Here is a 20,420-nt window from a genome sequence, read left to right as displayed (position 1 = left end):
GCCTCATACTGAAATATGCGCTACCGGCAAACCATTTCGGGGACCACGCACGCCTTCGAGGGCCTGGTCGACGTGATGGCGAAGGCGACGCCGTTGCGCTCCGGCGACCAGCTCGCGGGTTGCGCCGCCGGCTCCGACGCCGAACGGGCGGCGGCCGCGTGGGTGCTGGCCGACATACCGCTGGCGACGTTCCTCACCGATGTGGTCGTGCCGTATGAGACCGACGAGGTCACCCGGCTCATCATCGACGGCCACGACCCCGAGGCGTTCGGCCCGATCGCGGACTTGACCGTGGGCGCCTTCCGCGACTGGCTGCTGGATGCGGCGTCCCGTGACGACGGCGCGGCGCGGATCGCCGCGGTCTCCCCCGGGCTGACACCGGAAATGGTTGCCGCGGTGTCGAAGATCATGCGCAACCAGGACCTGATCCTGGTGGCCGCCGCGGCGACGGCCACCGCGGCCTTCCGGACCACGATCGGTTTGCCGGGCACGCTCGCGACCAGGTTGCAGCCCAACCACCCCACCGACGACCCCCGCGGCATCGCGGCGGCGCTGCTCGACGGCCTGCTGATGGGCTGCGGTGACGCGGTGATCGGCATCAACCCGGCGACCGACTCGCCGCACGCGGCGTCGGAGCTGCTGCACCTGCTCGACGACATTCGCCAGCGGTTCGCGATCCCCGTCCAATCCTGCGTGCTGTGCCACGTCACGACCACGATGGAGCTGATCGACCGGGGCGCGCCCGTCGACCTGGTTTTCCAGTCGATCGCGGGCACCGAGGGCGCCAATTCCTCGTTCGGGACCTCCATCGGCATGCTGATGGAGGCCAACGAGGCCGCCCGGTCGCTGCGCCGCGGCATCGTCGGCGACAACGTCATGTATCTGGAGACGGGGCAGGGTGCGGCCCTGTCGGCCGGTGCCCACCTGGGTGTGGGTGACAGGCCGGTCGATCAGCAGACGCTGGAGGCCCGGGCCTACGCGGTGGCCCGGGCACTGCAGCCGCTGTTGATCGACACCGTCGTCGGATTCATCGGTCCCGAGTATCTCTACGACGGCAAGCAGATCATCCGCGCTGGGCTCGAAGACAACTTCTGCGGGAAACTGCTCGGCCTGCCGATGGGCGTCGACGTCTGCTACACCAACCACGCCGAGGCCGACCAGGACGACATGGACACGCTGCTGACCCTGCTCGGCGCGGCGGGCACCGCGTTCGTCATCACGGTTCCCGGCGCCGACGACGTCATGCTCGGCTATCAAAGCCTGTCCTTTCACGATGTGCTGTACGTGCGAAAAGCGTTGGGGCTGCGGCCCGCACCCGAATTCGAAGCATGGTTGGCCAGCCTGGGCATGGTCGACGCCGACGGCCGGATCCTGCCCGTCGACCTCGCGACGTCGCCGCTGCGGGCGCTGGCAGCCGGCTGATGGACGACATCTGGGCACCCCTGCGCGCCACCACGCAGGCGCGCATCGGGCTCGGGCGGGCGGGCAACTCGTTGCCGACCCGGCGCGTCCTGGAATTTCAGGCGGCGCACGCCGCGGCGCGCGACGCCGTGCACGAGCCACTCGACGTCGAGGGCCTCATCGCGCGGTTGCGCGACGTCGGCATCGACGAGCCGCTGCGGGTGTGCAGCCGGGCGGCCTCGCGCGGCGAGTACCTGCGCCGGCCCGACCTCGGCCGCAGCCCGGCCGACCTGTCGGGTCTGCGAAAGACCAACGCGGACATCGGTTTTGTCCTCGCCGACGGGCTCTCGCCGCGCGCCCTGACCGACCATGCGGCGGGCATGGTCGACGCGCTGGTCCGCGAATTCGACGGCCGCTACCGGATTGCGCCGCCGGTCATCGCGACCCAGGCGCGCGTCGCGCTCGGCGACCACATCGGTCAAGCCCTAGGTGTCGCAACGGTTCTCGTGCTCATCGGTGAGCGCCCGGGCCTGTCGGTCGCCGACAGCCTGGGCATCTACTTGACGCATCGGCCGAAGCCGGGGCTCACCGACGCCGACCGGAACTGCATCTCCAACATCCACCCGCCCGACGGCCTCGACTACCCGACGGCCGCGGCGGTCGCCGCCGCGCTGGTGGCCGGGGCCCGCAAACTCGGCCGCTCGGGCGTCGCCCTCAAAGACACGACGCGAGCAGCAACCGGCCTGGCCCAGTCGGCGGCCGCGCCGGCCGAAATAGATCGGCCGTCCTAACGCCGGCGGCCGAGCATCCAACCCAGCACCAGCGCGGCGAGCACGGCCAGCACCAGCGGGGCGTACTTCTTGAGCTGGTCGCCGCCGGCGAGCTCGAGCAGGTCGATCGGTGCGGGCTCCGCGGCGGGGGCCGCGTGTCGCGGCTCGGGGACGGGTCCGACCTGCGGCGGGCCCTCCGGCATGGCCGGCGCCGCCACACTCTGCGCGGCCAGTTCGGCTTCGAGCGATTCCACGAACTGGCCCAGCAGCTTCTCCGACACCTGCTGCAGCATGCCGCTGCCGAACTGGGCCAGCTTGCCCGCGATCTTGAGGTCGGTGTCGACGGTGACGCCGGTGCGCTCGCCGTCCTCGTAGAGCTGGGCGGTGACGGTGGCGGCCGCGTTGCCCGTCCCCCGCGTCTCCTTGCCCTTGGCGTCGATGACCGCCCGGTACTGGCCGCGGTCGTGCTCGACGAAACGCACCTTGCCGCTGAACTCGCTGGTGACCGGCCCGACCTTCACCTTGACCTTGCCGAGGTAGTCGTCGGCCTCGTGACCGGTCAGCGCCGCCCCGGGCATCAGCGGGATCACCTGCTCGAGGTCGCTCAGCACGTCCCAGGCCCGGTCGATGGGGGCGCTGACGGTGAACCGGTTGGCGATCTTCATGCGGGGTCCTCTCGTGGGCGGCGGCGACGGCGTCGAGCACTAGCCTACGGACGACACTACGGAAGTAGAGTAGGGTCCCCGGCGTCGTGGTGGATGCGCCCGGCGATCTGGGCCAGCGGGCGGCCCCCGCCGCCCCAGCGCTTGGCGATGATGTCGGCGGCGATCGAGACCGCGGTCTCCTCCGGGGTGCGCGCGCCGAGGTCCAGCCCGATGGGGCTGGAGAGCCGGCCCAGCTCGGCGTCGGTCAGGCCGGCGGCTTTGAGCCGGTTCAGGCGGTCGTCGTGGGTGCGTCGCGACCCCATCGCCCCGACGTAGCCGACCTGGGGCAGGCGCAGCGCGGCTTCGAGCACCGGCACGTCGAACTTGGGGTCGTGGGTGAGCACGCAGATCACCGTGTGGCAGTCGACGGCGCCTGCCTCGGCCTGGGCGGTCAGATAGCGGTGGGGCCAGTCGACGACGACGTCGTCGGCCGTCGGGAAGCGCGCCCGGGTGGCGAACACCGGGCGGGCGTCGCACACGGTGACGCGGTAGCCGAGGAACGAACCCTGCCGCGCCAGCGCGGCCGCGAAGTCGATCGCGCCGAACACCAGCATCCGCGGCGGCGGCGCATAGCTGGCCACGAAGACCTCCAAGCCGTCGCCGAGCCGCTGCCCGTCGGGCCCGTACTTGAGGACCTCGCTGCGCCCCAGCGCGAGCAGGCCGCGCGCGTCGTCGGCGACCGCGGCGTCGGCACGGGCCGAACCCAGCGATCCCGCCACCCCGTCGGGCCGGATGACCACCCGCCGGCCCACCCAGGACGGGTCCGGGTGCGCGATCACGGTCGCGGTCGCCACCGCGCGGCGCTCGGCGATGTCGTCGGCCACCGCGCCGAGTTCGGGAAACGACGAGCGCGAAACCGGCTCGACGAAGACGTCGATGACGCCGCCGCACGTCAAGCCGACGGCGAAGGCGTCGTCGTCGCTGACGCCGTAGCGTTCCAGCCGCGCGGCCCCGGTTTTCGTCGCCTCGGTCGCGAGCTCGTACACCGCGCCCTCCACGCAACCACCCGACACCGACCCGGTGACCGAGCCGTCCGGCGCCACCACCATCGCGGCCCCCGGCGGACGCGGCGCGGACCGGAAGGTGCGCACCACCGTCCCCAGCCCCGCGGTGTCGCCGGCGCGCCAGATCGACATCAGCTCGGCAAGCACGTCACGCACTCGTCCAACGTAGGCGGACAGCCATGACCCGGCTTGACTTCGGGTGTGAATCGTTGGCGTCGAGTGTGCGTGGAGGGCGGCGGCACGCCGAGAATGCCCGCCCTGAGCGCACACTCGACGCGGATGGCCGCTACCAGGCCCGGGACAGGTCCGCGTGCTGTCGAATCCAGGCGTGCATCGCGATCCCGGCGGCCACGCCGGCGTTGATGCTGCGGGTCGAGCCGAACTGGGCGATCGACACCGTCGCGGCCGCGCCCGCCCGGATGTCGTCGGTGATGCCCGGCCCCTCCTGACCGAACACCAGCAGGCACTCCCGCGGCAGCGCGGCCTCCTCCAGACGGGCCGCCCCCGGCACGTTGTCCACCGCGACCACCGTCAGCCCGGCCCGCACCGCGAAGTCCAGCAGTTCGGCGGTGCTGTCGTGGTGGCACAGCCGCTGGTAGCGGTCGGTCACCATGGCGCCGCGGCGATTCCAGCGCCGCCGGCCCACGATGTGCACGGTGTTCACCGCGAAGGAGTTGGCGGTGCGCACCACCGAGCCGATGTTGGCGTCGTACCCGAAGTTCTCGATCGCCACGTGCAGCGGGTGCCGCCGCCGATCGATGTCGGCGATGATCGCCTCCCGCGTCCAGTACCGGTACGCGTCGACGACGTTGCGAGTGTCGCCCTCGCGCAACAGGACTGGGTCATACCGCGGGTCGTCGGGCGGCTCGCCCGCCCAGGGCCCGACCCCGCCGGCCGGTGCGCCCCACTCGGTCGGCCCCGGATCGGTCATCGCGGTGTCCACACAGCGGCGTGGGTGCCGTCGACGGCCACCGTCGCGTAGAGCAACGCCTCGTTGATCTCGCCCTGGGTGCACAGCGACGCGCTGACGTGCACCGCGTCCAGCGAGGCGTCGGGCAGGACGAGCACCGACGACCCGTACGCCGCGCACGCCGGGTTCAGTCCGGCGCCGGGCAGGGTCGGCGACGCGAGCAGCATGAGCGGCCCTCCGCGTTTGGCCGAGTCGTCGCGGTACCGGGCCGCCAGCCCGTCGGCCTCCAGGCCCAGCAGCATGTAGCCGTTCCCGTTGAACGCCGCGGGGTCGCCGAGCTGCGCCTTGGTCACCGGGGCGCCGTCGGCGCGCCAGGCCGACAGGCTGGTGGTCTTGACCGCCAGGCCGGTGTCGTTGGCGTTGGTGGGCATCAGCCCCACCGGAAAGGCGGCCGGGTAGGCCGCCGAGGTGTTCGGGATCCGGTCGCGCGGCGAGTAGCTGTACACACCGCGGACCTGACTCCGATCCTTCAGTGGCCCAAGGCAAACCGTGCCGGTCAGCCGGTCACCGGGCGCCGACAGCGGCGAGTGGACGTCGGGCAGTTTGGCCGTCCCGCGGTCGCAGCTGCCCAGCCCGGTCGACTCGATCGGATGCGACAGCGCGCCGTAGAGGCCGAACCGGAGGTCGTCGGCTTTGGCGCGCGGGGCGTGCGGGTCGGCCGCGGAGGCGTCGACGTCGATGAGCACGTAGTCGCCGTCCCAGCGCAGGTTCGACACCGCCATGTTCCAGCCCAGCAGCGAAAGCGACTCCCCGAGCCGCGCGCCCTGGGCGCCGTACGGGCGAACCGGTTGGCTGGACCCCGAGCAGCCCGTCAGCAGGGCCAGCGCGCAGGCCGCTACCGCGAGGAGGTGCGCACGGCGATGCAACCTAGCCCAGCCCCAGATCGGCAAGGCCCAGCACGCTGCGATACGGCAGGCCCTCTGCCTGGATGGCCTCGGCGGCGCCGGTCGAGCGGTCCACGACCGTGGCCACGCCGACCACGTGTCCGCCGGCCTCTTGGACGGCGCGCACCGCAGTCAGCGCCGACGCGCCCGTCGTGCTGGTGTCCTCGACGACCAGCACCCGCTTACCGGCGACCTCGGATCCTTCGATAAGGCGTTGCAGCCCATGGGTTTTCGCGGACTTGCGCACCACGAACGCGTCGATCGGGCGGCCCGGCGCGTGCATGACGGCAGTGGCCACCGGGTCGGCGCCCAGAGTCAGCCCGCCGACCACGTCGTAGTCCCAGTCGTGGGTGAGGTCGCGCATCAGCGTGCCGATCAGGGCGGAGGCCCGGTGGTGGAGGGTCGCGCGGCGCAGGTCGACGTAGTAGTCGGCCTCCTTGCCGGACGACAGCGTCACCTTGCCGTGCACCACCGACAGCCGGCACACCAGGTCGGCCAGCTCCGCGCGCAGGTCAGGTCCGGCCACGGCCACCGCCGATCCGCTTGGTCACGGCCCGCATCAGCGTCCGCGGGATCATCCGCTCCGCGGCGATGATCGCCTTGTATTGCAGGCCGGGGATGCTGATCACCTTGCCGCGGGCGATGTCGGCCAGGCTCTGGTTCACCACGTCGTCCACCTCGAGCCACATGAACGACGGCGACTTGGCCATGTCGATCCCGGCCCGGGCGTGAAATTCCGTGCGCACGTAGCCCGGACACACGGCGTGCACTCCCACGCCGGTGCCCTGCAGGCCTACGGACAGGCCCTCGCTGAACGAGATCACCCACGCCTTGGACGCCGAGTAGGTCGATCCGCGTCCCGGCACCAGGCCGGCGACGCTGGCGATGTTGATGACGGTGCCGGCGCCCGCGTCGAGCATGGCCGGCAGGGCCGCGCGGGTGAGGTGCATGACCGCGGTGACGTTGACGTCGAGCTGCGATTGCAGCAGCACGGGGTCGGTGGCCCAGAAATCGCCCGAGGTGCCGAAGCCCGCGTTGTTCACCAGGACGCGGACGCCCTGGGCCAGGCGTTCGCAGACCTTGTCGCGACCGGCGGCCTCGGCCAGGTCGGCGGGCAGCACCTCGACGTTGCCGGCCCGGCCCTCCAGCTCGCGCGCCAGTTCGTGCAGCCGGTCGACGTCGCGGGCGACCAGGACCAGGTCGTAGCCGTCGCTCGCATAGCGTCGCGCGAAGCCGGCGCCGATCCCGGACGTGGGCCCGGTGATCAGGGCTACAGGACGAGGCATGAGCGACATCCTAATGACGGCGGCCGCGCCGCCCACCCGGCGCCCGGCGCGCCGTCAGTGCTGATAGTTGGTGGCCTGGTGGCCGTTGCGCCCGGCCGGCGGCGGGCGGCGAACGGCGTCCGAGCCGCGCTGCTCCCGGCGGATCGGCTCGGCCGGCCGGCGAGCAGGAGCGTCACCCAGCAGCCCCGCGACGTCCTGCTGCGCGCGCCGGGGCGGCAGCTCCGCGCGGCCGGCGGGAGCCAGCGGGCGGCTCGGCGACGCGTTACGCAGCCCCGTGGGCGCGCCCGCCTCCTGCTGGGTTTCCTCCGGCAGCGGTGGCAACACCCGCAGCAGGTCGTTGAACTGCCGCACCGTGCGCAGGCCCTCGTCCCACTGGGTGCGGGTGCTGGTGATCGGCAGGGCGACCAGCGTCCAGTTCTGCTCGTTCCACATGATCTCGGCGCAGTCCGGTGCGGTGTGCGCGAAGGTGACCATGCGGCGGTCGCAGGCGCGGCGGGCGGCGTCCAGGTTGGTGGAGTACACCATCCGCGGGCCGATCGCACCCAGCAGCCAAATGTCGCTCTCCCGTGGCTCTTTGAGTCCCTTGAGCCGCAGGTCCACCACGACGTTGGTGCCCACCTTGCGGTGCAGCGCGATCACGGTGGCAACTTCCTCGAGGTCGAAGATGTACACGGCCTCGCCGCGGATCTGGCCCAGCACCACGTTCTCGGCGGCGATGTCGCCCACTGTCGAGACCACACCGCGCTTCCAGCGCTTGAGGATGTCGGCGGATTCACGCTCGTAGTCGAACCCGTGCGACCGCGCCCACGACCTGCGGCGCCTGCTGCGCCCGCGGCGTCGATCGAGGTCGACGTACAGCAACACCCCCGCGCCGACGAAGCACAGCGCGGACAGCGTGAACCAAAGGGGGACCATCCCACACAGGGTATCCGCATTTCCGCCGGAATAAAGAAGTCCGGCTGGTCACAACCCAATTACAGGACGTAACACCCCGCGCGTGGGACGGTCCCCCTCGGCCGATGGTGTCGACCCGCTTCGCCCGGCTACGCCGCGCTCGCGATCGCCACTCCGCCTCAGCCCAGGATCAGCGAATCGCCGCCCGGGCTGACGTTCACCGGAACGGTGTCGCCATCGTGCACGTCACCGGCCAGCAACAGCTTGGCCAGCTGGTCGCCGATGGCCTGCTGCACCAGCCGGCGCAGCGGCCGGGCGCCGTAGACCGGGTCGAACCCGCGCTGGGCCAGCCACTGCTTGGCCGGCAGCGACACCTCCAGCGTGAGGCGGCGCTGCGCCAGCCGCTTCTGCAGCTGGGCCAGCTGGATGTCGACGATCGACACCAGCTCGCCGGGCTCGAGGCCGTGGAAGATGATCACGTCGTCGAGCCGGTTGATGAACTCCGGCTTGAACGCCGAGCGCACCGCGGCCATCACCTGCTCCTCGCTGCCGCCCGACCCGAGGTTGGACGTCAGGATCAGGATGGTGTTGCGGAAGTCGACCGTGCGGCCCTGTCCGTCGGTGAGCCGGCCCTCGTCTAGCACCTGCAGCAGCACGTCGAACACGTCCGGGTGCGCCTTCTCGATCTCGTCGAACAGGATCACCGTGTACGGCCGCCGCCGCACCGCCTCCGTCAGCTGACCGCCCTGGTCGTAGCCGATGTAGCCGGGCGGGGCGCCGACCAGCCGGGCGACCGAGTGCTTCTCGCCGTACTCACTCATGTCGATGCGGACCATCGCGCGTTCATCGTCGAACAGGAACTCCGCCAGCGCCTTGGCCAGCTCGGTCTTACCGACACCGGTCGGCCCGAGGAACATGAACGAACCGGTCGGCCGGTTGGGGTCGGCGACGCCGGCCCGGCTGCGGCGCACGGCGTCGGAAACCGCCGTCACCGCCCGCTTCTGGCCGATGACGCGCTTGCCCAGCTCGTCCTCCATCCGCAGCAGCTTGGCGGTCTCGCCTTCGAGCATCCGCCCGGCGGGAATGCCGGTCCACGCCGACACCACGTCGGCGATGTCGTCGGGTCCGACCTCCTCCTTGAGCATCACGTTCTCACGGGCCTCGGCGTGCGGCAGGGCGACGTCGAGCTTCTTCTCGAGCTCGGGGATGCGCCCGTAGCGCAGCTCGGCGGCCTTGGCCAGGTCGCCGTCGCGCTCGGCCCGCTCGGACTCCCCGCGCAGGACGTCGAGTTGCTCCTTGAGTTCCCGGACGACATCGATCGCGCTCTTCTCGTTCTGCCAGCGGGTGGTCAGCTCGGCCAGCTTCTCCTTCTGGTCGGCCAGCTCGGAGCGCAGCTTCTCCAGCCGCTCCTTGGACGCGTCGTCCTCCTCCTTGGCCAGCGCCATCTCCTCGATCTCGAGACGGCGCACCAGGCGCTCGACCTCGTCGATCTCGACGGGCCGCGAGTCGATCTCCATCTTCAAGCGCGAAGCGGCCTCGTCGACCAGGTCGATGGCCTTGTCCGGCAGGAAGCGGGCGGTGATGTAGCGGTCGGACAGCGTGGCCGCGGCGACCAGGGCCGAGTCGGTGATGCGCACACCGTGGTGCACCTCGTAGCGGTCCTTGAGCCCGCGCAGGATGCCGACGGTGTCCTCCACCGACGGCTCGCCGACCAGCACCTGCTGGAAGCGCCGCTCCAGCGCGGCGTCCTTCTCGATGTACTTGCGGTACTCGTCGAGCGTGGTGGCGCCGACCAGCCGCAGCTCGCCGCGGGCCAGCATCGGCTTGATCATGTTGCCGGCGTCCATCGCGCCCTCGCCGGTCGCGCCGGCCCCGACGATCGTGTGCAGCTCGTCGATGAAGGTAATGATCTGCCCGGCGGAGTTCTTGATGTCGTCGAGGACGGCCTTCAGCCGCTCCTCGAACTCGCCGCGGTACTTGGCGCCGGCCACCATCGAGCCCATGTCCAGGCTGATGACGGTCTTGTCGCGCAGGCTCTCGGGCACGTCGCCGGCCACGATCCGCTGGGCCAGGCCCTCCACGATCGCGGTCTTGCCGACGCCGGGCTCACCGATCAGCACCGGGTTGTTCTTGGTGCGCCGCGACAGCACCTGCACGACGCGGCGGATCTCGTTGTCCCGCCCGATGACCGGGTCGAGCTTGCCTTCGCGGGCGCGGGCGGTCAGGTCGGTCGAGTACTTCTCCAGCGCCTGATAGGTGGCCTCGGGCTCGGGGCTGGTGACGCGGGCGCTGCCGCGGACCTTGACGAAGCCGTCGCGCAGGGCCTGCGGCGACGCGCCGTGGCCGGTCAGCAGCTTGGCGACGTCGGAGTCACCGGTGGCCAGACCGACCAGCAGGTGCTCGGTCGAGACGTACTCGTCGTCCATCTCGGTGGCCAGTTGCTGGGCGGTGGTGATGGCGGCCAGCGATTCGCGCGACAGTTGGGGCTGCGAGCTGGCGCCGCTGGTCTGCGGCAGCCGTTCGACCAGGTGCTCGGCCTCGGTACGAATGGTCGCGGGCTGGACGCCGACAGCCTCCAACAGCGGTCCCGCGATGCCGTCGGCCTGCGTGAGCAGGGCCATCAGCAGGTGCGCGGGGCGGATCTCGGGGTTACCGGCGGCCGAGGCCGCCTGGAGCGCCGAGGTCAGAGCCGCCTGCGTCTTGGTTGTCGGGTTGAAAGAGTCCACGACGCCTCCGTTCGCGTAAGTAGGGAAAATGCTTGTCGCGTTGTTCAACGCCGTCAAGGTTGAGTGTGTTCCGCTCAACTCTAACGAGTTTTGGGCAATATGGCGCGCGGGGTACCCACCTGGCGATGACGCAGACCGAACCACACCAGGATCGGGCGGACGCGGGCCGCGTCCGCGGCGCCCTCAGGCTGGCCATCGTGGTCGGCGCCCTGTCGCTGGCGGGACTCGCCTTAGCCGGGTTCCGCACCGACCTCGGCGGCGCCGGACCGTCGGCGACCGTCCCGGAGTCAGGCACGTTGCAGGTCAACGGAGCCGGCACATCGAAGACCATCCGCTGCCAGGGCGGCTACCTCTCAGTCAGCGGCCAGACCAACACCGTCATCGTCACCGGACACTGCACCAGCGTCAGCGTCTCCGGCCAGGGCAACCGCGTCGCGGTCGACAGCACCGACGCGGTGAGCACCTCCGGGACCGGCAACGCGGTCACCTTCCACTGGGGCTCACCGAACGTCGTCAACACCGGGGCGACCAACACCGTCAAACAGGGCTGAGCCGGTCACGGGCGATAGCCGGCCGGCAGGTCCAGCTCGTCCGCGTCCGCGGTCAGATAGCGCTGCACGCTGGGCCCGATCAGCGCGACCACCTCGTCGGTGCCGAGATCGGCCAGCGGGCCCACCTTCATCACATAGCGGAACAACGCGGTGCCGACCAGGTTGGTCCCGGCCAGGTTGGCCCGCAGCAAGGTGTCCGGACCCTCGCCCAGGACGCCGGAGATGGCCGCCATCACGTAACCACGCATGAAATCGCGGAAGGCTTCGTGCGCGTCGGAATTCAGCATCGCCGAGTGCAGCATGGCGACCATGGTCGGACCGGTCTCCGGCTCGTCCCAGATCTGCAGGTAGGCCCGCACCAACCGGGCGCCGATGTCCCCGCGCGAGCCGCCGGTCATCGCGGCGACCAGCACGCCGCCATCCAGGACCAGCCGCATCGACTCGCGGAACAGCTCGGCCTTGGACCCGAACAGGTACAGCACCATCGCGGCGTCCACGTGGGCGTCCTCGCCGATCTCACGCAGCGTCGTCTTCTCGTAGCCCTGAGCGGCGAACCGCTGCTTGGCCGCGCGGAGCACCACATCCTTCGACACGGGCTCGCCCTGGCGGCGGCCCCTGCGCTTTCGCGCATCGGATGGGGAAGCAGCAGGTGACGGCATACGACGACGGTATCATTTCATTAATTGTTGAAAATATCCCGGCGCGCGGCGAGCCTAGAATCGGGCCCCGTGGGGCTCGAGGACACCGACGCGTTGCGGGTACTGCGCGACGCCTTCGCGCAGGAGGAGTCGGGCCCCGACAACGAACTCGTCCGCCGGTTCTACACCCATTGGTTCGGCCTCGACGTGTCGGTACGCGACCTGTTCCCGCCCGAAATGGGCGGCCAGCGGACCGCTTTCGCCCACGCCCTGCACTGGGTGTACGGCGAACTCGTCGCCCAGCGCGCCCAGGAACCGGTCGCCTTCCTGGCTCAGCTCGGCCGGGACCACCGCAAATACGGTGTGCTGCCCCAGCATTACGACACGTTGCGTCGCGCGTTGTGGTCGACGTTGCGGACCCACCTCGGCGATGCCTGGACCGACGCCGTCGACGAGGCGGCCGACCAGTCGCTCAACCTGATCATCGGGGTGATGCGCGGCGCCGCGGACGCCGAGGAGGGACCCGCCTGGTGGGACGGCACGGTCATCGAGCACATGCGGGTCTCCCGCGACCTTGCGGTGGTCCGGCTGCAGCTCGACCGCCCGATGGACTATCACGCCGGCCAGTACGTCAACGTCCACGTCCCGCAGTGCCCGCGCCGCTGGCGGTACCTGTCGCCCGCCATCCCGGCGGAGCCCGGCGGTGGCATCGAATTCCACGTCCGCGTGGTGCCCGGCGGCTTGGTCAGCACCGCCATCGTCAACGAGACCCGGCCCGGCGACCGGTGGCGGCTGTCCAGTCCGCACGGCGGTATGCGGGTCGACCGGGACGGCGGCGACGTGCTGATGGTCGCCGGTAGCACCGGCCTGGCGCCGCTGCGGGCGCTGATCATGGACCTGAGCCGGTACGCGGTGAACCCGCGGGTGCACCTGTTCTTCGGCGCCCGCTATCGCTGCGAGCTCTACGACCTGCCCACCCTGTGGCAGGTGGCGTCCCACAATCCCTGGCTGTCGGTCTCGCCGGTGTCGGAGTACAGCGCCGATCCGGCGTGGGCCGCCGACTATCCCGACGTCACCCCGCCGCGCGGCCTGCACGTGCGGCAGACCGGCCGGCTTCCCGACGTGGTGACCAGATACGGCGGGTGGGGCGACCGGCAGATCCTGATCTGCGGCGGACCGTCGATGGTGCAGGCCACCAAGGCCGCCCTGATCGCCAAAGGCGCTCCGCCGGAACATATTCAGCACGACCCACTGTGGAGGTAAGCATGCGCGTCGTCACCCTGCGCGACCCGGCGTCGCCGGTGGCCGCGGAGTTCGTGCCCGAGGCGGGCATGATCGGCACATCGCTGAGCGATGCCGGCGTGGAGCTGCTCGGGCAACGGCGCGGGCTGGACGCCTACGTGACGGCGGGCAAGACGATGGGCATCCCGATCCTGTATCCCTGGGCGAATCGGTTGGGCGAGAACACCTATACCGCCGAAGGCGCGACGGCGACGCTGACACCGGGTGAAAACCGGGTCCGTGCCGATCCGAACGGGTTGCCGATCCACGGCGTGCTGGCCGCCTACCCGGGCTGGCGGGTGACCGCCGAGTCGGCAAACGAGTTGACCGCCGAGTTGGATTTCGCCGCCGATCCAGAATTGCTGGCCAGCTTCCCGTATCCGCATGTGCTGACGATGGCGGTGCGGCTGGCCGAGCGGACGCTGACGGTGCGCACCACGGTGACCGCCAGCGGCGCCCGCGCCGTCCCGCTGTGCTTCGGCTTTCACCCCTACCTGCAGATCCCCGGCGCGCCACGCGCCGAGTGGGTGGTCGAGACGCCGCCGCTGCGGCATCTGCGGCTCGACGACCTCGGGCTGCCCACCGGCGAATCCGAGCCCCAGGCGGCGCTCGCGGAGCCATTGGGGGACAAGGCTTTTGACGACGCCTACGACCAGGTGCCCGACGGCGCGGTGTTCGCGGTCTCGGGTGGCGGGCGGCGCGTGGAGGTCCACTTCGAGCGTGGGTATCCCGCGACGCAGATCTTCGCGCCCACCGGGGACGACCCCGCGAAACGAATCGTGTGCTTCGAGCCGATGACCGCGCCGACCGACGCGCTGCGCCGCGGCGGCTATCGCTGCGCGCGGCCGGGTGAGCCCGCAGTCACCCAGTTTTCGATCCGGGTCTGATCAGCCGCGTGTTCTGCGCGGCTGCCACACCACCACGGCGGTGCTCTTGGGCACCACCGCCAGATCGCGGCGCTGGCCGGCGCGCAGCTGTGCCAGCTCCTCGGTGAGTTCCTGCACGCGCACCTGCAGCGCCTCGACGTGATTGGTCAGTTCGATGATGCGCTTGATGCCGGCGAGGTTGACCCCCTCGTCCTGGGACAGCCGCTGCACCTCGCGCAGGAGGTTGACGTCGTGCTCCGAATAACGCCGTCCCCCACCGGAAGTGCGTTGCGGGCTGACCAGGCCGAGGCGATCGTAGGTACGCAGGGTCTGGGCGTGCATGCCGGCCAGCTCGGCGGCGACCGAGATCAGGAACGTCCGAGACTCGTCTCGTGAATTCTTGGCCATCAGCGATTACCTGCCCATCCCGCGCGTGGGTCAAACCCGCTGGCACGCTCGGCGGCCGCGTACGCCTCCAGCGCCTCGGCCGCGGCGCCCTCCACGTTCGGCGGCACGGCGACCTTCACGGTGACGAGCAGGTCCCCGTTGCCGCCGCTGCGCTTGGGGACACCGCGCCCGCGCACCCGCAGGATGCGGCCGTCGGAGGTCCCCTTGGGTACCCGGACGCCCACCTTGCCGTCCAGCGTGGGCACCGAAATCGTTGAGCCCAAGGCTAATTCGGTGAAGCTCACCGGGACGGTCACGGTGAGGTCATCACCGTCGCGGCCAAATACCTTGTCCGGCCGCACATGTACGGTCACGTACAGGTCGCCCGACGGGGCCCCGCGCAGCCCGGCCTCGCCCTGCCCCGGCAGCCTGATGCGCTGCCCGTCCTCGACGCCGGGCGGGATGCGCACGTTGATGGTGCGGGTGCGGGTGGTGACCCCGGTGCCCTTGCACTCGTCACAGGGGTGCTCGATGATCGAGCCGCTGCCCCGGCAATCGGTGCAGGGTTCGGAGAAGCCGAACGCGCCCTGGTTGCGGTTGATCACGCCGGAACCGTTGCAGGTGGGGCACACCTTTGGGCTGGTGCCCGGACGTGCGCCGCTGCCATGGCAATTCGTGCACGGCGCCGGGCTGGTCAGCCGCAGCGGCATTGCCACGCCCTTGGCGGCCTCGACGAAATCCAGCTGCGTCTCGGTCTCCAAATCGTTGCCGCGGCGCGGCCGGCTGGGACGGGCGCTCGCGCCGCGCCCGAACAAGCCGCCGAACAGGTCACCGATGTTGGCGCCACCGCTTCGGCCGGCGGCGTCGAACAAGTCGTTGAGGTTGAACTCGGCGCCGTCACCGCCAGCACCGAAGCCGCCGAAACCACCGGTGTCGAACCGGCGGCCGCCGAACCCGCCGCCCGCGAACAGGCGGCGGGTTTCGTCGTACTCTTTGCGCTTCGCCGGATCCGACAACACGTTGTGCGCTTCCGACACCGCCTTGAATCGCTCGCCGGCGGCGGGATTGTCGGGGTTGGCGTCCGGATGCAGGTCGCGCGCGAGCTTCCGGTAAGCGCGTTTGATCTCTTCGGGACTGGCGTCAGAGGAGACGCCCAGCTCCTTATAGAAGTCCTTTTCGACCCATTCTCGCTGGGCCATGTCGCGTCACCCCCTTCCACCTTTCTGTTCTGTTGTTGTGCTGATTCTGTGGTCTATTCACCGGATGCGCCGGGGTTATCGTCCGATTCGGACGGCCCGGCCGCCGCGGCGCCCTCGTCCGGCACCGTGTCGACGACACCGACCAGAGCGTGCCGCAGGACCTGCTCGCCCAGCTTGTAACCCTGCCGCATGACCGTGCCGATCACCGGCTTGGAGCCGTCGCCGCCGTCGCCCTCGTGCTGCACGGCTTCGTGCAACACCGGGTCGAAGTCCTCGCCTTCCTCGCCGAACGCCACCAGACCGAGTCCGGTCAGGGCACCGTCCAGCTTGTCGGCCACCGACTTCAGCGGGCCGGACTCCAGGTCGCCGTGCTTGCGCGCCCGCTCGAGATCATCGAGCACGCCCAGCAATTGGCTGACGACGGCGGCCTTGGCTCGGTCCGCCGCGGACTGCTGGTCGCGCAGCGCGCGCTTGCGGTAGTTGGCGAAGTCGGCCTGAACCCGTTGCAGGTCGCCCAGCAATTCGGCGGCCTTGCCGGCCTCCTCGGGGCTCTCGCCCGCAAACTCCCCGGAGGACGTGCCCCCTCCCGGCTCTCGGCCGGGAGGGGCCTGCCGCACCTCACCCGTTTCGGGGTCGATCCGCCGCTTGTCGGTGACCGTCACCGGTTCCTGATCTCCGTCCGTCACTTGGACTCCCGGTCATCGTCGACCACCTCCGCGTCCACGACGTCGTCAGCCGAGCCCGACGGTCCGCCGGCTGCACCGGCCTCCGCGCCGCCCGCGGCCTGGGTGGCCTCGTAGATCGCCTGTCCGAGCGCCTGGGACTCCTGGCCCAGCTTCTCCATCGCCGCCTTGATCGCGGCGATGTCGGTGCCGCCCAGGGCCGTCTTGGCCTCGGCGATGGCGCCGTCGACCTTGGACAGCGTCTCCTCGGGAACCTTCGACCCGCCCTCGGCTTCGCGCTGGTCCTTGACGAACTTCTCCGTCTGGTAGACCAGCGATTCGGCCTGGTTGCGAACGTCGGCCTCCTCGCGACGCTGGCGGTCCTCCTCGGCGTGCGCCTCGGCGTCCTTGATCATCCGGTCGATCTCCTCCTTGGACAGGCCGGAGCCCTCCTGGATCTTGATCGTGTTCTCCTTGCCGGTGCCCTTGTCCTTGGCCGTGACGTGCACGATGCCGTTGGCGTCGATGTCGAAGGTGACCTCGATCTGCGGGACGCCGCGCGGAGCCGGCGGGATGCCGGTCAGCTCGAAGGAGCCGAGCAGCTTGTTGTGCGAAGCGATTTCGCGCTCACCCTGGTAGACCTGGATCTGCACCGACGGCTGGTTGTCGTCGGCCGTGGTGAAGGTCTCCGACCGCTTGGTGGGGATCGTGGTGTTGCGCTCGATCAGCTTGGTCATCACGCCACCCTTGGTCTCGATGCCCAGGCTCAGCGGCGTAACGTCAAGCAGCAGAACATCTTTCACCTCGCCCTTCAGCACACCCGCCTGAAGGGCCGCTCCCACCGCTACAACTTCGTCGGGGTTGACGCCCTTGTTGGGCTCCTTGCCACCGGTCATCTCCTTGACCAGCTCGGACACCGCGGGCATGCGGGTGGAACCACCCACCAGCACCACGTGGTCGATCTCGGAGACCGAGATGCCGGCGTCCTTGATCACCGACTGGAACGGCTGACGGGTGCGGTCCAGCAGATCCTGTGTGATGCGCTGGAATTCGGCACGGGTCAGCTGCTCGTCGAGGAACAGCGGGTTCTTGTCCGCGTCGACGGTGATGTAGGGCAGGTTGATCGAGGTGCTCTGCGAACTCGAGAGCTCGATCTTGGCCTTCTCGGCGGCCTCACGCAGCCGCTGCATCGCCATCTTGTCCTTGGTCAGGTCGATGCCGCTGGTGCCCTTGAACTTGTCGACCAGCCATTCGACGACCCGGTCGTCCCAGTCGTCCCCACCGAGGTGGTTGTCACCGCTGGTGGCGCGGACCTCGACGACGCCCTCGCCGATCTCGAGCAGCGAGACGTCGAAGGTGCCGCCGCCCAGGTCGAAGACCAGGATGGTCTGTTCCTTCTCGCCCTTGTCCAGGCCGTAGGCCAGCGCGGCCGCGGTGGGCTCGTTGACGATGCGCAGCACGTTCAGGCCGGCGATCTGGCCGGCTTCCTTGGTCGCCTGGCGCTGGGCGTCGTTGAAGTACGCCGGCACGGTGATGACGGCGTCGGTGATGTCCTCACCGAGGTACGCCTCCGCGTCGCGCTTCAACTTCATCAGCACACGCGCGCTGATCTCCTGCGCGGTGTATTTCTTGTCGTCGATCTCGATGGACCAGTCGGTGCCCATGTGCCGCTTGACCGAACGGATGGTGCGGTCGACGTTCGTCACCGCCTGGTTCTTGGCGGGCTGGCCGACGAGCACCTCGCCGTTGCGCGCGAACGCGACGATGGACGGGGTCGTCCGTGAGCCCTCGGAGTTGGCGACGACGACGGGGTCACCGCCCTCGAGAACTGCGACGACGGAGTTGGTGGTCCCGAGGTCGATACCGACCGCACGAGCCATAGTGATTCCTCCTGATTGAGTAGAGCCTTCTTGGTGCCACTATGCTGAGTGAACCCCGCTCAAGACTGCTCTTGGCGACACCGTGGTGTCAACCCAGCATTGAGTCTGGTTCGCTCAACTTGTCGATCATGCTAACGGCGCTCGCCGCCGTCTTGTTCCCGGGGGCCGAAAGAGTGCGCCGCGACGGCGTTGGCTGGCCGTGCCCCCGCGGCGGAAACCGCGGCAGCCGCTCAGCGAGCCCGCCGGCCCGCCGATGGGTTAACCTGAGCTTCCTTGGAGCCACCCCCGGCAGGAGCTTGATGGCACCGCTAGACAGCGCCGCCGCGCGGCTCACCCGCGAAGACGCGGGCTACCACAAGGGGCTCACGAACCGCCAGGTACAGATGATCGGCCTGGGCGGGGCCATCGGAACGGGTCTTTTCCTCGGCGCCGGCGGAAGGCTCGCGTCGGCGGGGCCGGGCCTGTTCCTGGTGTACGGGATCTGCGGCATCTTCGTGTTCTTGATCCTGCGCGCCCTCGGCGAGCTCGTGCTGTACCGCCCGTCCTCCGGATCCTTCGTGTCCTATGCCCGGGAATTCTTCGGCGAGAAGGCCGCTTACGCTGCGGGCTGGCTGTACTTCGTCAACTGGGCGATGACCGGGATCGTGGACACCACCGCGATCGCGCACTACTGCCACTACTGGACGGCGTTTCAGGCCGTCCCGCAGTGGACGCTGGCGTTGATCGCGTTGGTCATGGTGCTGGCGATGAACCTGATCTCGGTCAGGCTGTTCGGCGAGCTGGAATTCTGGGCCTCGCTGATCAAGGTGCTCGCGCTGGTGACGTTCCTGGTCGTTGGCGCCGTCTTCCTGGTCGGCCGCTTCAAGGTCGACGGTCACGACCCCGGCGTGGCGCTGTGGGACAGCCATGGCGGCCTCCTGCCGGCCGGCCTGCTGCCCCTGGTGCTCGTCACCTCGGGGGTGGTCTTCGCCTACGCCGCCGTCGAACTCGTCGGCATCGCGGCCGGCGAGACCGCGAACCCGCACAAGATCATGCCGCGCGCGATCAACTCGGTGGTATTTCGCATCGCCATCTTCTATATCGGGTCGACGGTCCTGCTGGCGCTGCTGCTGCCACACACCGCCTACCGGGACCACGTGAGCCCGTTCGTCACGTTCTTCTCGAAGGTCGGGTTCGGCGGGGCGGGCAGCGTGATGAACCTTGTCGTTCTCACCGCGGCGCTGTCCAGCCTGAATGCCGGGCTGTACTCCACCGGCCGCATCCTGCGGTCGATGGCGATCAACGGCAGCGGCCCGAAGTTCACCGCACCCATGACGAAGAACGGCGTGCCCTACGGCGGAATCCTGCTCACCGCCGTTGTCGGCCTCCTGGGCATCGTGCTCAACGCCCTCAAACCGAGCCAGGCGTTCGAAATCGTGCTCCACATCGCCGCCGTGGGGGTTGTGGTGGCCTGGGGGACCATCGTGGCGAGCCAGCTGCGGTTCTACCGGCTGTCCCGCGCCGGGACGCTGGAGCGGCCGCACTTCCGGATGCCGCTGGCGCCCTACAGCGGATACCTGACCCTGGCCTTCCTGGCCGGCGTGCTGGTCCTGATGTTGTTGGACAAGGTCCAAGGCCCGTGGTTGCTCGGCGCAATGGCCGTCGGGATCCCGGGGCTGATCGGCGGCTGGTACCTGGTCCGCCACCGGGTGCACGCCGCAGCCCAAGACGCCGCGCTGCCGGCCGCCGACCCATCCCCGGCGGCCTAAGGCTCGTCGATGTCCTGACCGCCGGCGAGGCTCGCGCAGTCGACGACCTCGACGTCGTGCCGGGTGCGCAGGTACGCCCCGGCGCCGCGATCACCGGAGATGTTCGACAGCACCTGAGGCCAGTGCCGGCGCGCGATCACCACCGGATGGCCCGGGCGATCACCGAACAGGGCGCGCGCCAGCCCGCTGGGGGACGCGATCGCGCGGCCGAGCACCCGCGCCACCACGGCGGAGCCGACGTCGGGGGTGTCGACAACGTGCAGCACGGCGTAATCCGCGCCCATCCGGCCGGCCCACTCCAGGCCGGTGCGCACCGAGGCGCTCAACCCGTCTTCCCACCGCGACGCGGTGACCGCGACAGCCCCGGCCGGGGCGGGGACCTGCGCGGCGCCCAGCACGACGACGACGTCGGCGCAGCCCCCGGCGCGCAAGGCGTCGACCGCGGTCTGCAGCCAGCCCTCGACCAGCACCTTCGGCTTGCCGTAGCGCCGCCCCGCGCCCGCGGCCAGCACGACTCCGACGCTGTGTGGTGGAGAGGTCGACTCCGGTAACCCCACTCTCCTATGATG

Annotated in this window: 20 protein-coding genes; 6 read left to right on the top strand and 14 right to left on the bottom strand. The window is 70.1% G+C overall.

Features of this window, described 5'->3' with window-relative positions:
- The first annotated feature begins 15 nt into the window (after positions 1 to 15).
- Positions 16 to 1,422: an ethanolamine ammonia-lyase subunit EutB gene (locus A5758_RS02970; protein WP_067736250.1), complete on the top strand. Its 1,407-nt coding sequence runs from the start codon at positions 16 to 18 to the stop codon at positions 1,420 to 1,422.
- Positions 1,422 to 2,192, top strand: coding sequence for an ethanolamine ammonia-lyase subunit EutC (gene eutC / locus A5758_RS02965; RefSeq protein ID WP_067736246.1), 771 nt, complete (start codon positions 1,422 to 1,424; stop codon positions 2,190 to 2,192). Before A5758_RS02970 ends, eutC begins: the two co-directional genes overlap by 1 nt.
- Here the strand turns inward: eutC and A5758_RS02960 are convergent.
- The 8 genes from A5758_RS02960 to clpB all read right to left on the bottom strand — a co-directional run bounded on the left by A5758_RS02960 (position 2,189) and on the right by clpB (position 10,639).
- Positions 2,189 to 2,836: an SRPBCC family protein gene (locus tag A5758_RS02960; protein ID WP_067736242.1), complete on the bottom strand. Its 648-nt coding sequence runs from the start codon at positions 2,834 to 2,836 to the stop codon at positions 2,189 to 2,191. The genes eutC and A5758_RS02960 overlap by 4 nt on opposite strands.
- Before the next feature lie 56 nt (positions 2,837 to 2,892).
- Positions 2,893 to 4,035 (bottom strand): XdhC family protein, encoded by a 1,143-nt coding sequence (locus A5758_RS02955; protein ID WP_197503711.1) that lies wholly within the window; start codon positions 4,033 to 4,035, stop codon positions 2,893 to 2,895.
- Positions 4,036 to 4,165: 130 nt separating this feature from the next.
- A complete protein-coding gene (locus A5758_RS02950) occupies positions 4,166 to 4,810 on the bottom strand; it encodes an RNA methyltransferase (RefSeq protein ID WP_067736403.1) in 645 nt (214 codons plus the stop codon).
- Positions 4,807 to 5,715: a hypothetical protein gene (locus A5758_RS02945; RefSeq protein WP_067736239.1), complete on the bottom strand. Its 909-nt coding sequence runs from the start codon at positions 5,713 to 5,715 to the stop codon at positions 4,807 to 4,809. Before A5758_RS02945 ends, A5758_RS02950 begins: the two co-directional genes overlap by 4 nt.
- A gap of 1 nt (position 5,716) precedes the next feature.
- A complete protein-coding gene (pyrE, locus tag A5758_RS02940; protein ID WP_067736398.1) occupies positions 5,717 to 6,259 on the bottom strand; it encodes an orotate phosphoribosyltransferase in 543 nt (180 codons plus the stop codon).
- Positions 6,246 to 7,019, bottom strand: a complete 774-nt coding sequence (locus A5758_RS02935; protein WP_067736395.1) for an SDR family oxidoreductase — start codon at positions 7,017 to 7,019, stop codon at positions 6,246 to 6,248. The genes pyrE and A5758_RS02935 overlap by 14 nt, the downstream gene beginning before the upstream one ends.
- A gap of 54 nt (positions 7,020 to 7,073) precedes the next feature.
- The gene (gene ttfA / locus A5758_RS02930) at positions 7,074 to 7,934 is read right to left on the bottom strand and encodes a trehalose monomycolate transport factor TtfA (protein WP_067736236.1); all 861 of its coding nucleotides are present in this window, start codon (positions 7,932 to 7,934) and stop codon (positions 7,074 to 7,076) included.
- Between the two features lie 158 nt (positions 7,935 to 8,092).
- Positions 8,093 to 10,639, bottom strand: a complete 2,547-nt coding sequence (clpB, locus tag A5758_RS02925; RefSeq protein WP_067736232.1) for an ATP-dependent chaperone ClpB — start codon at positions 10,637 to 10,639, stop codon at positions 8,093 to 8,095.
- A gap of 125 nt (positions 10,640 to 10,764) precedes the next feature.
- On the opposite strand from clpB, the gene A5758_RS02920 reads away from it, so the two are divergent.
- A complete protein-coding gene (locus tag A5758_RS02920; protein ID WP_067736229.1) occupies positions 10,765 to 11,190 on the top strand; it encodes a DUF3060 domain-containing protein in 426 nt (141 codons plus the stop codon).
- Positions 11,191 to 11,195: 5 nt separating this feature from the next.
- Here the strand turns inward: A5758_RS02920 and A5758_RS02915 are convergent, their stop codons facing one another.
- Positions 11,196 to 11,849: a TetR family transcriptional regulator gene (locus tag A5758_RS02915; RefSeq protein WP_082939551.1), complete on the bottom strand. Its 654-nt coding sequence runs from the start codon at positions 11,847 to 11,849 to the stop codon at positions 11,196 to 11,198.
- Positions 11,850 to 11,918: 69 nt separating this feature from the next.
- Here A5758_RS02915 and A5758_RS02910 point away from each other — a divergent pair, with 69 nt between their 5' ends.
- Complete coding sequence (locus A5758_RS02910) at positions 11,919 to 13,091, top strand: FAD-binding oxidoreductase (RefSeq protein ID WP_067736225.1); 1,173 nt, start codon at positions 11,919 to 11,921, stop codon at positions 13,089 to 13,091.
- Positions 13,092 to 13,093: 2 nt separating this feature from the next.
- Positions 13,094 to 13,996 carry an aldose 1-epimerase gene (locus tag A5758_RS02905; RefSeq protein WP_067736222.1) on the top strand — a complete coding sequence of 301 codons (903 nt, stop codon included), beginning with the start codon at positions 13,094 to 13,096 and terminating at the stop codon, positions 13,994 to 13,996.
- Here the strand turns inward: A5758_RS02905 and A5758_RS02900 are convergent, their stop codons facing one another.
- From A5758_RS02900 to dnaK, 4 genes are read right to left on the bottom strand one after another with little or no spacing between them, the layout of a single operon-like run.
- Positions 13,997 to 14,383 (bottom strand): heat shock protein transcriptional repressor HspR, encoded by a 387-nt coding sequence (locus A5758_RS02900; protein WP_067736219.1) that lies wholly within the window; start codon positions 14,381 to 14,383, stop codon positions 13,997 to 13,999.
- Positions 14,383 to 15,561 carry a molecular chaperone DnaJ gene (dnaJ, locus tag A5758_RS02895; protein WP_067212708.1) on the bottom strand — a complete coding sequence of 393 codons (1,179 nt, stop codon included), beginning with the start codon at positions 15,559 to 15,561 and terminating at the stop codon, positions 14,383 to 14,385. The genes A5758_RS02900 and dnaJ overlap by 1 nt, the downstream gene beginning before the upstream one ends.
- Before the next feature lie 53 nt (positions 15,562 to 15,614).
- Positions 15,615 to 16,247, bottom strand: coding sequence for a nucleotide exchange factor GrpE (gene grpE, locus A5758_RS02890; RefSeq protein WP_067736216.1), 633 nt, complete (start codon positions 16,245 to 16,247; stop codon positions 15,615 to 15,617).
- Positions 16,244 to 18,103, bottom strand: coding sequence for a molecular chaperone DnaK (dnaK, locus tag A5758_RS02885; protein WP_067212701.1), 1,860 nt, complete (start codon positions 18,101 to 18,103; stop codon positions 16,244 to 16,246). Before dnaK ends, grpE begins: the two co-directional genes overlap by 4 nt.
- Positions 18,104 to 18,402: 299 nt before the next feature.
- Between dnaK and A5758_RS02880 the strand changes: the two genes are divergently transcribed.
- Entirely contained in the window at positions 18,403 to 19,851 is a 1,449-nt protein-coding gene (locus A5758_RS02880; RefSeq protein ID WP_067212851.1) for an amino acid permease, read from the top strand.
- Here the strand turns inward: A5758_RS02880 and A5758_RS02875 are convergent.
- A complete protein-coding gene (locus tag A5758_RS02875) occupies positions 19,848 to 20,408 on the bottom strand; it encodes an NTP transferase domain-containing protein (RefSeq protein ID WP_067212698.1) in 561 nt (186 codons plus the stop codon). The two genes, A5758_RS02880 and A5758_RS02875, sit on opposite strands and share 4 nt — an antisense overlap.
- Positions 20,409 to 20,420 lie beyond the last annotated feature (12 nt).

Source organism: Mycobacterium sp. 852014-50255_SCH5639931 (assembly GCF_001665605.1).
Classification (GTDB): domain Bacteria; phylum Actinomycetota; class Actinomycetes; order Mycobacteriales; family Mycobacteriaceae; genus Mycobacterium; species Mycobacterium paraffinicum.
This window is presented reverse-complemented; position numbering and strand designations above follow the sequence as displayed.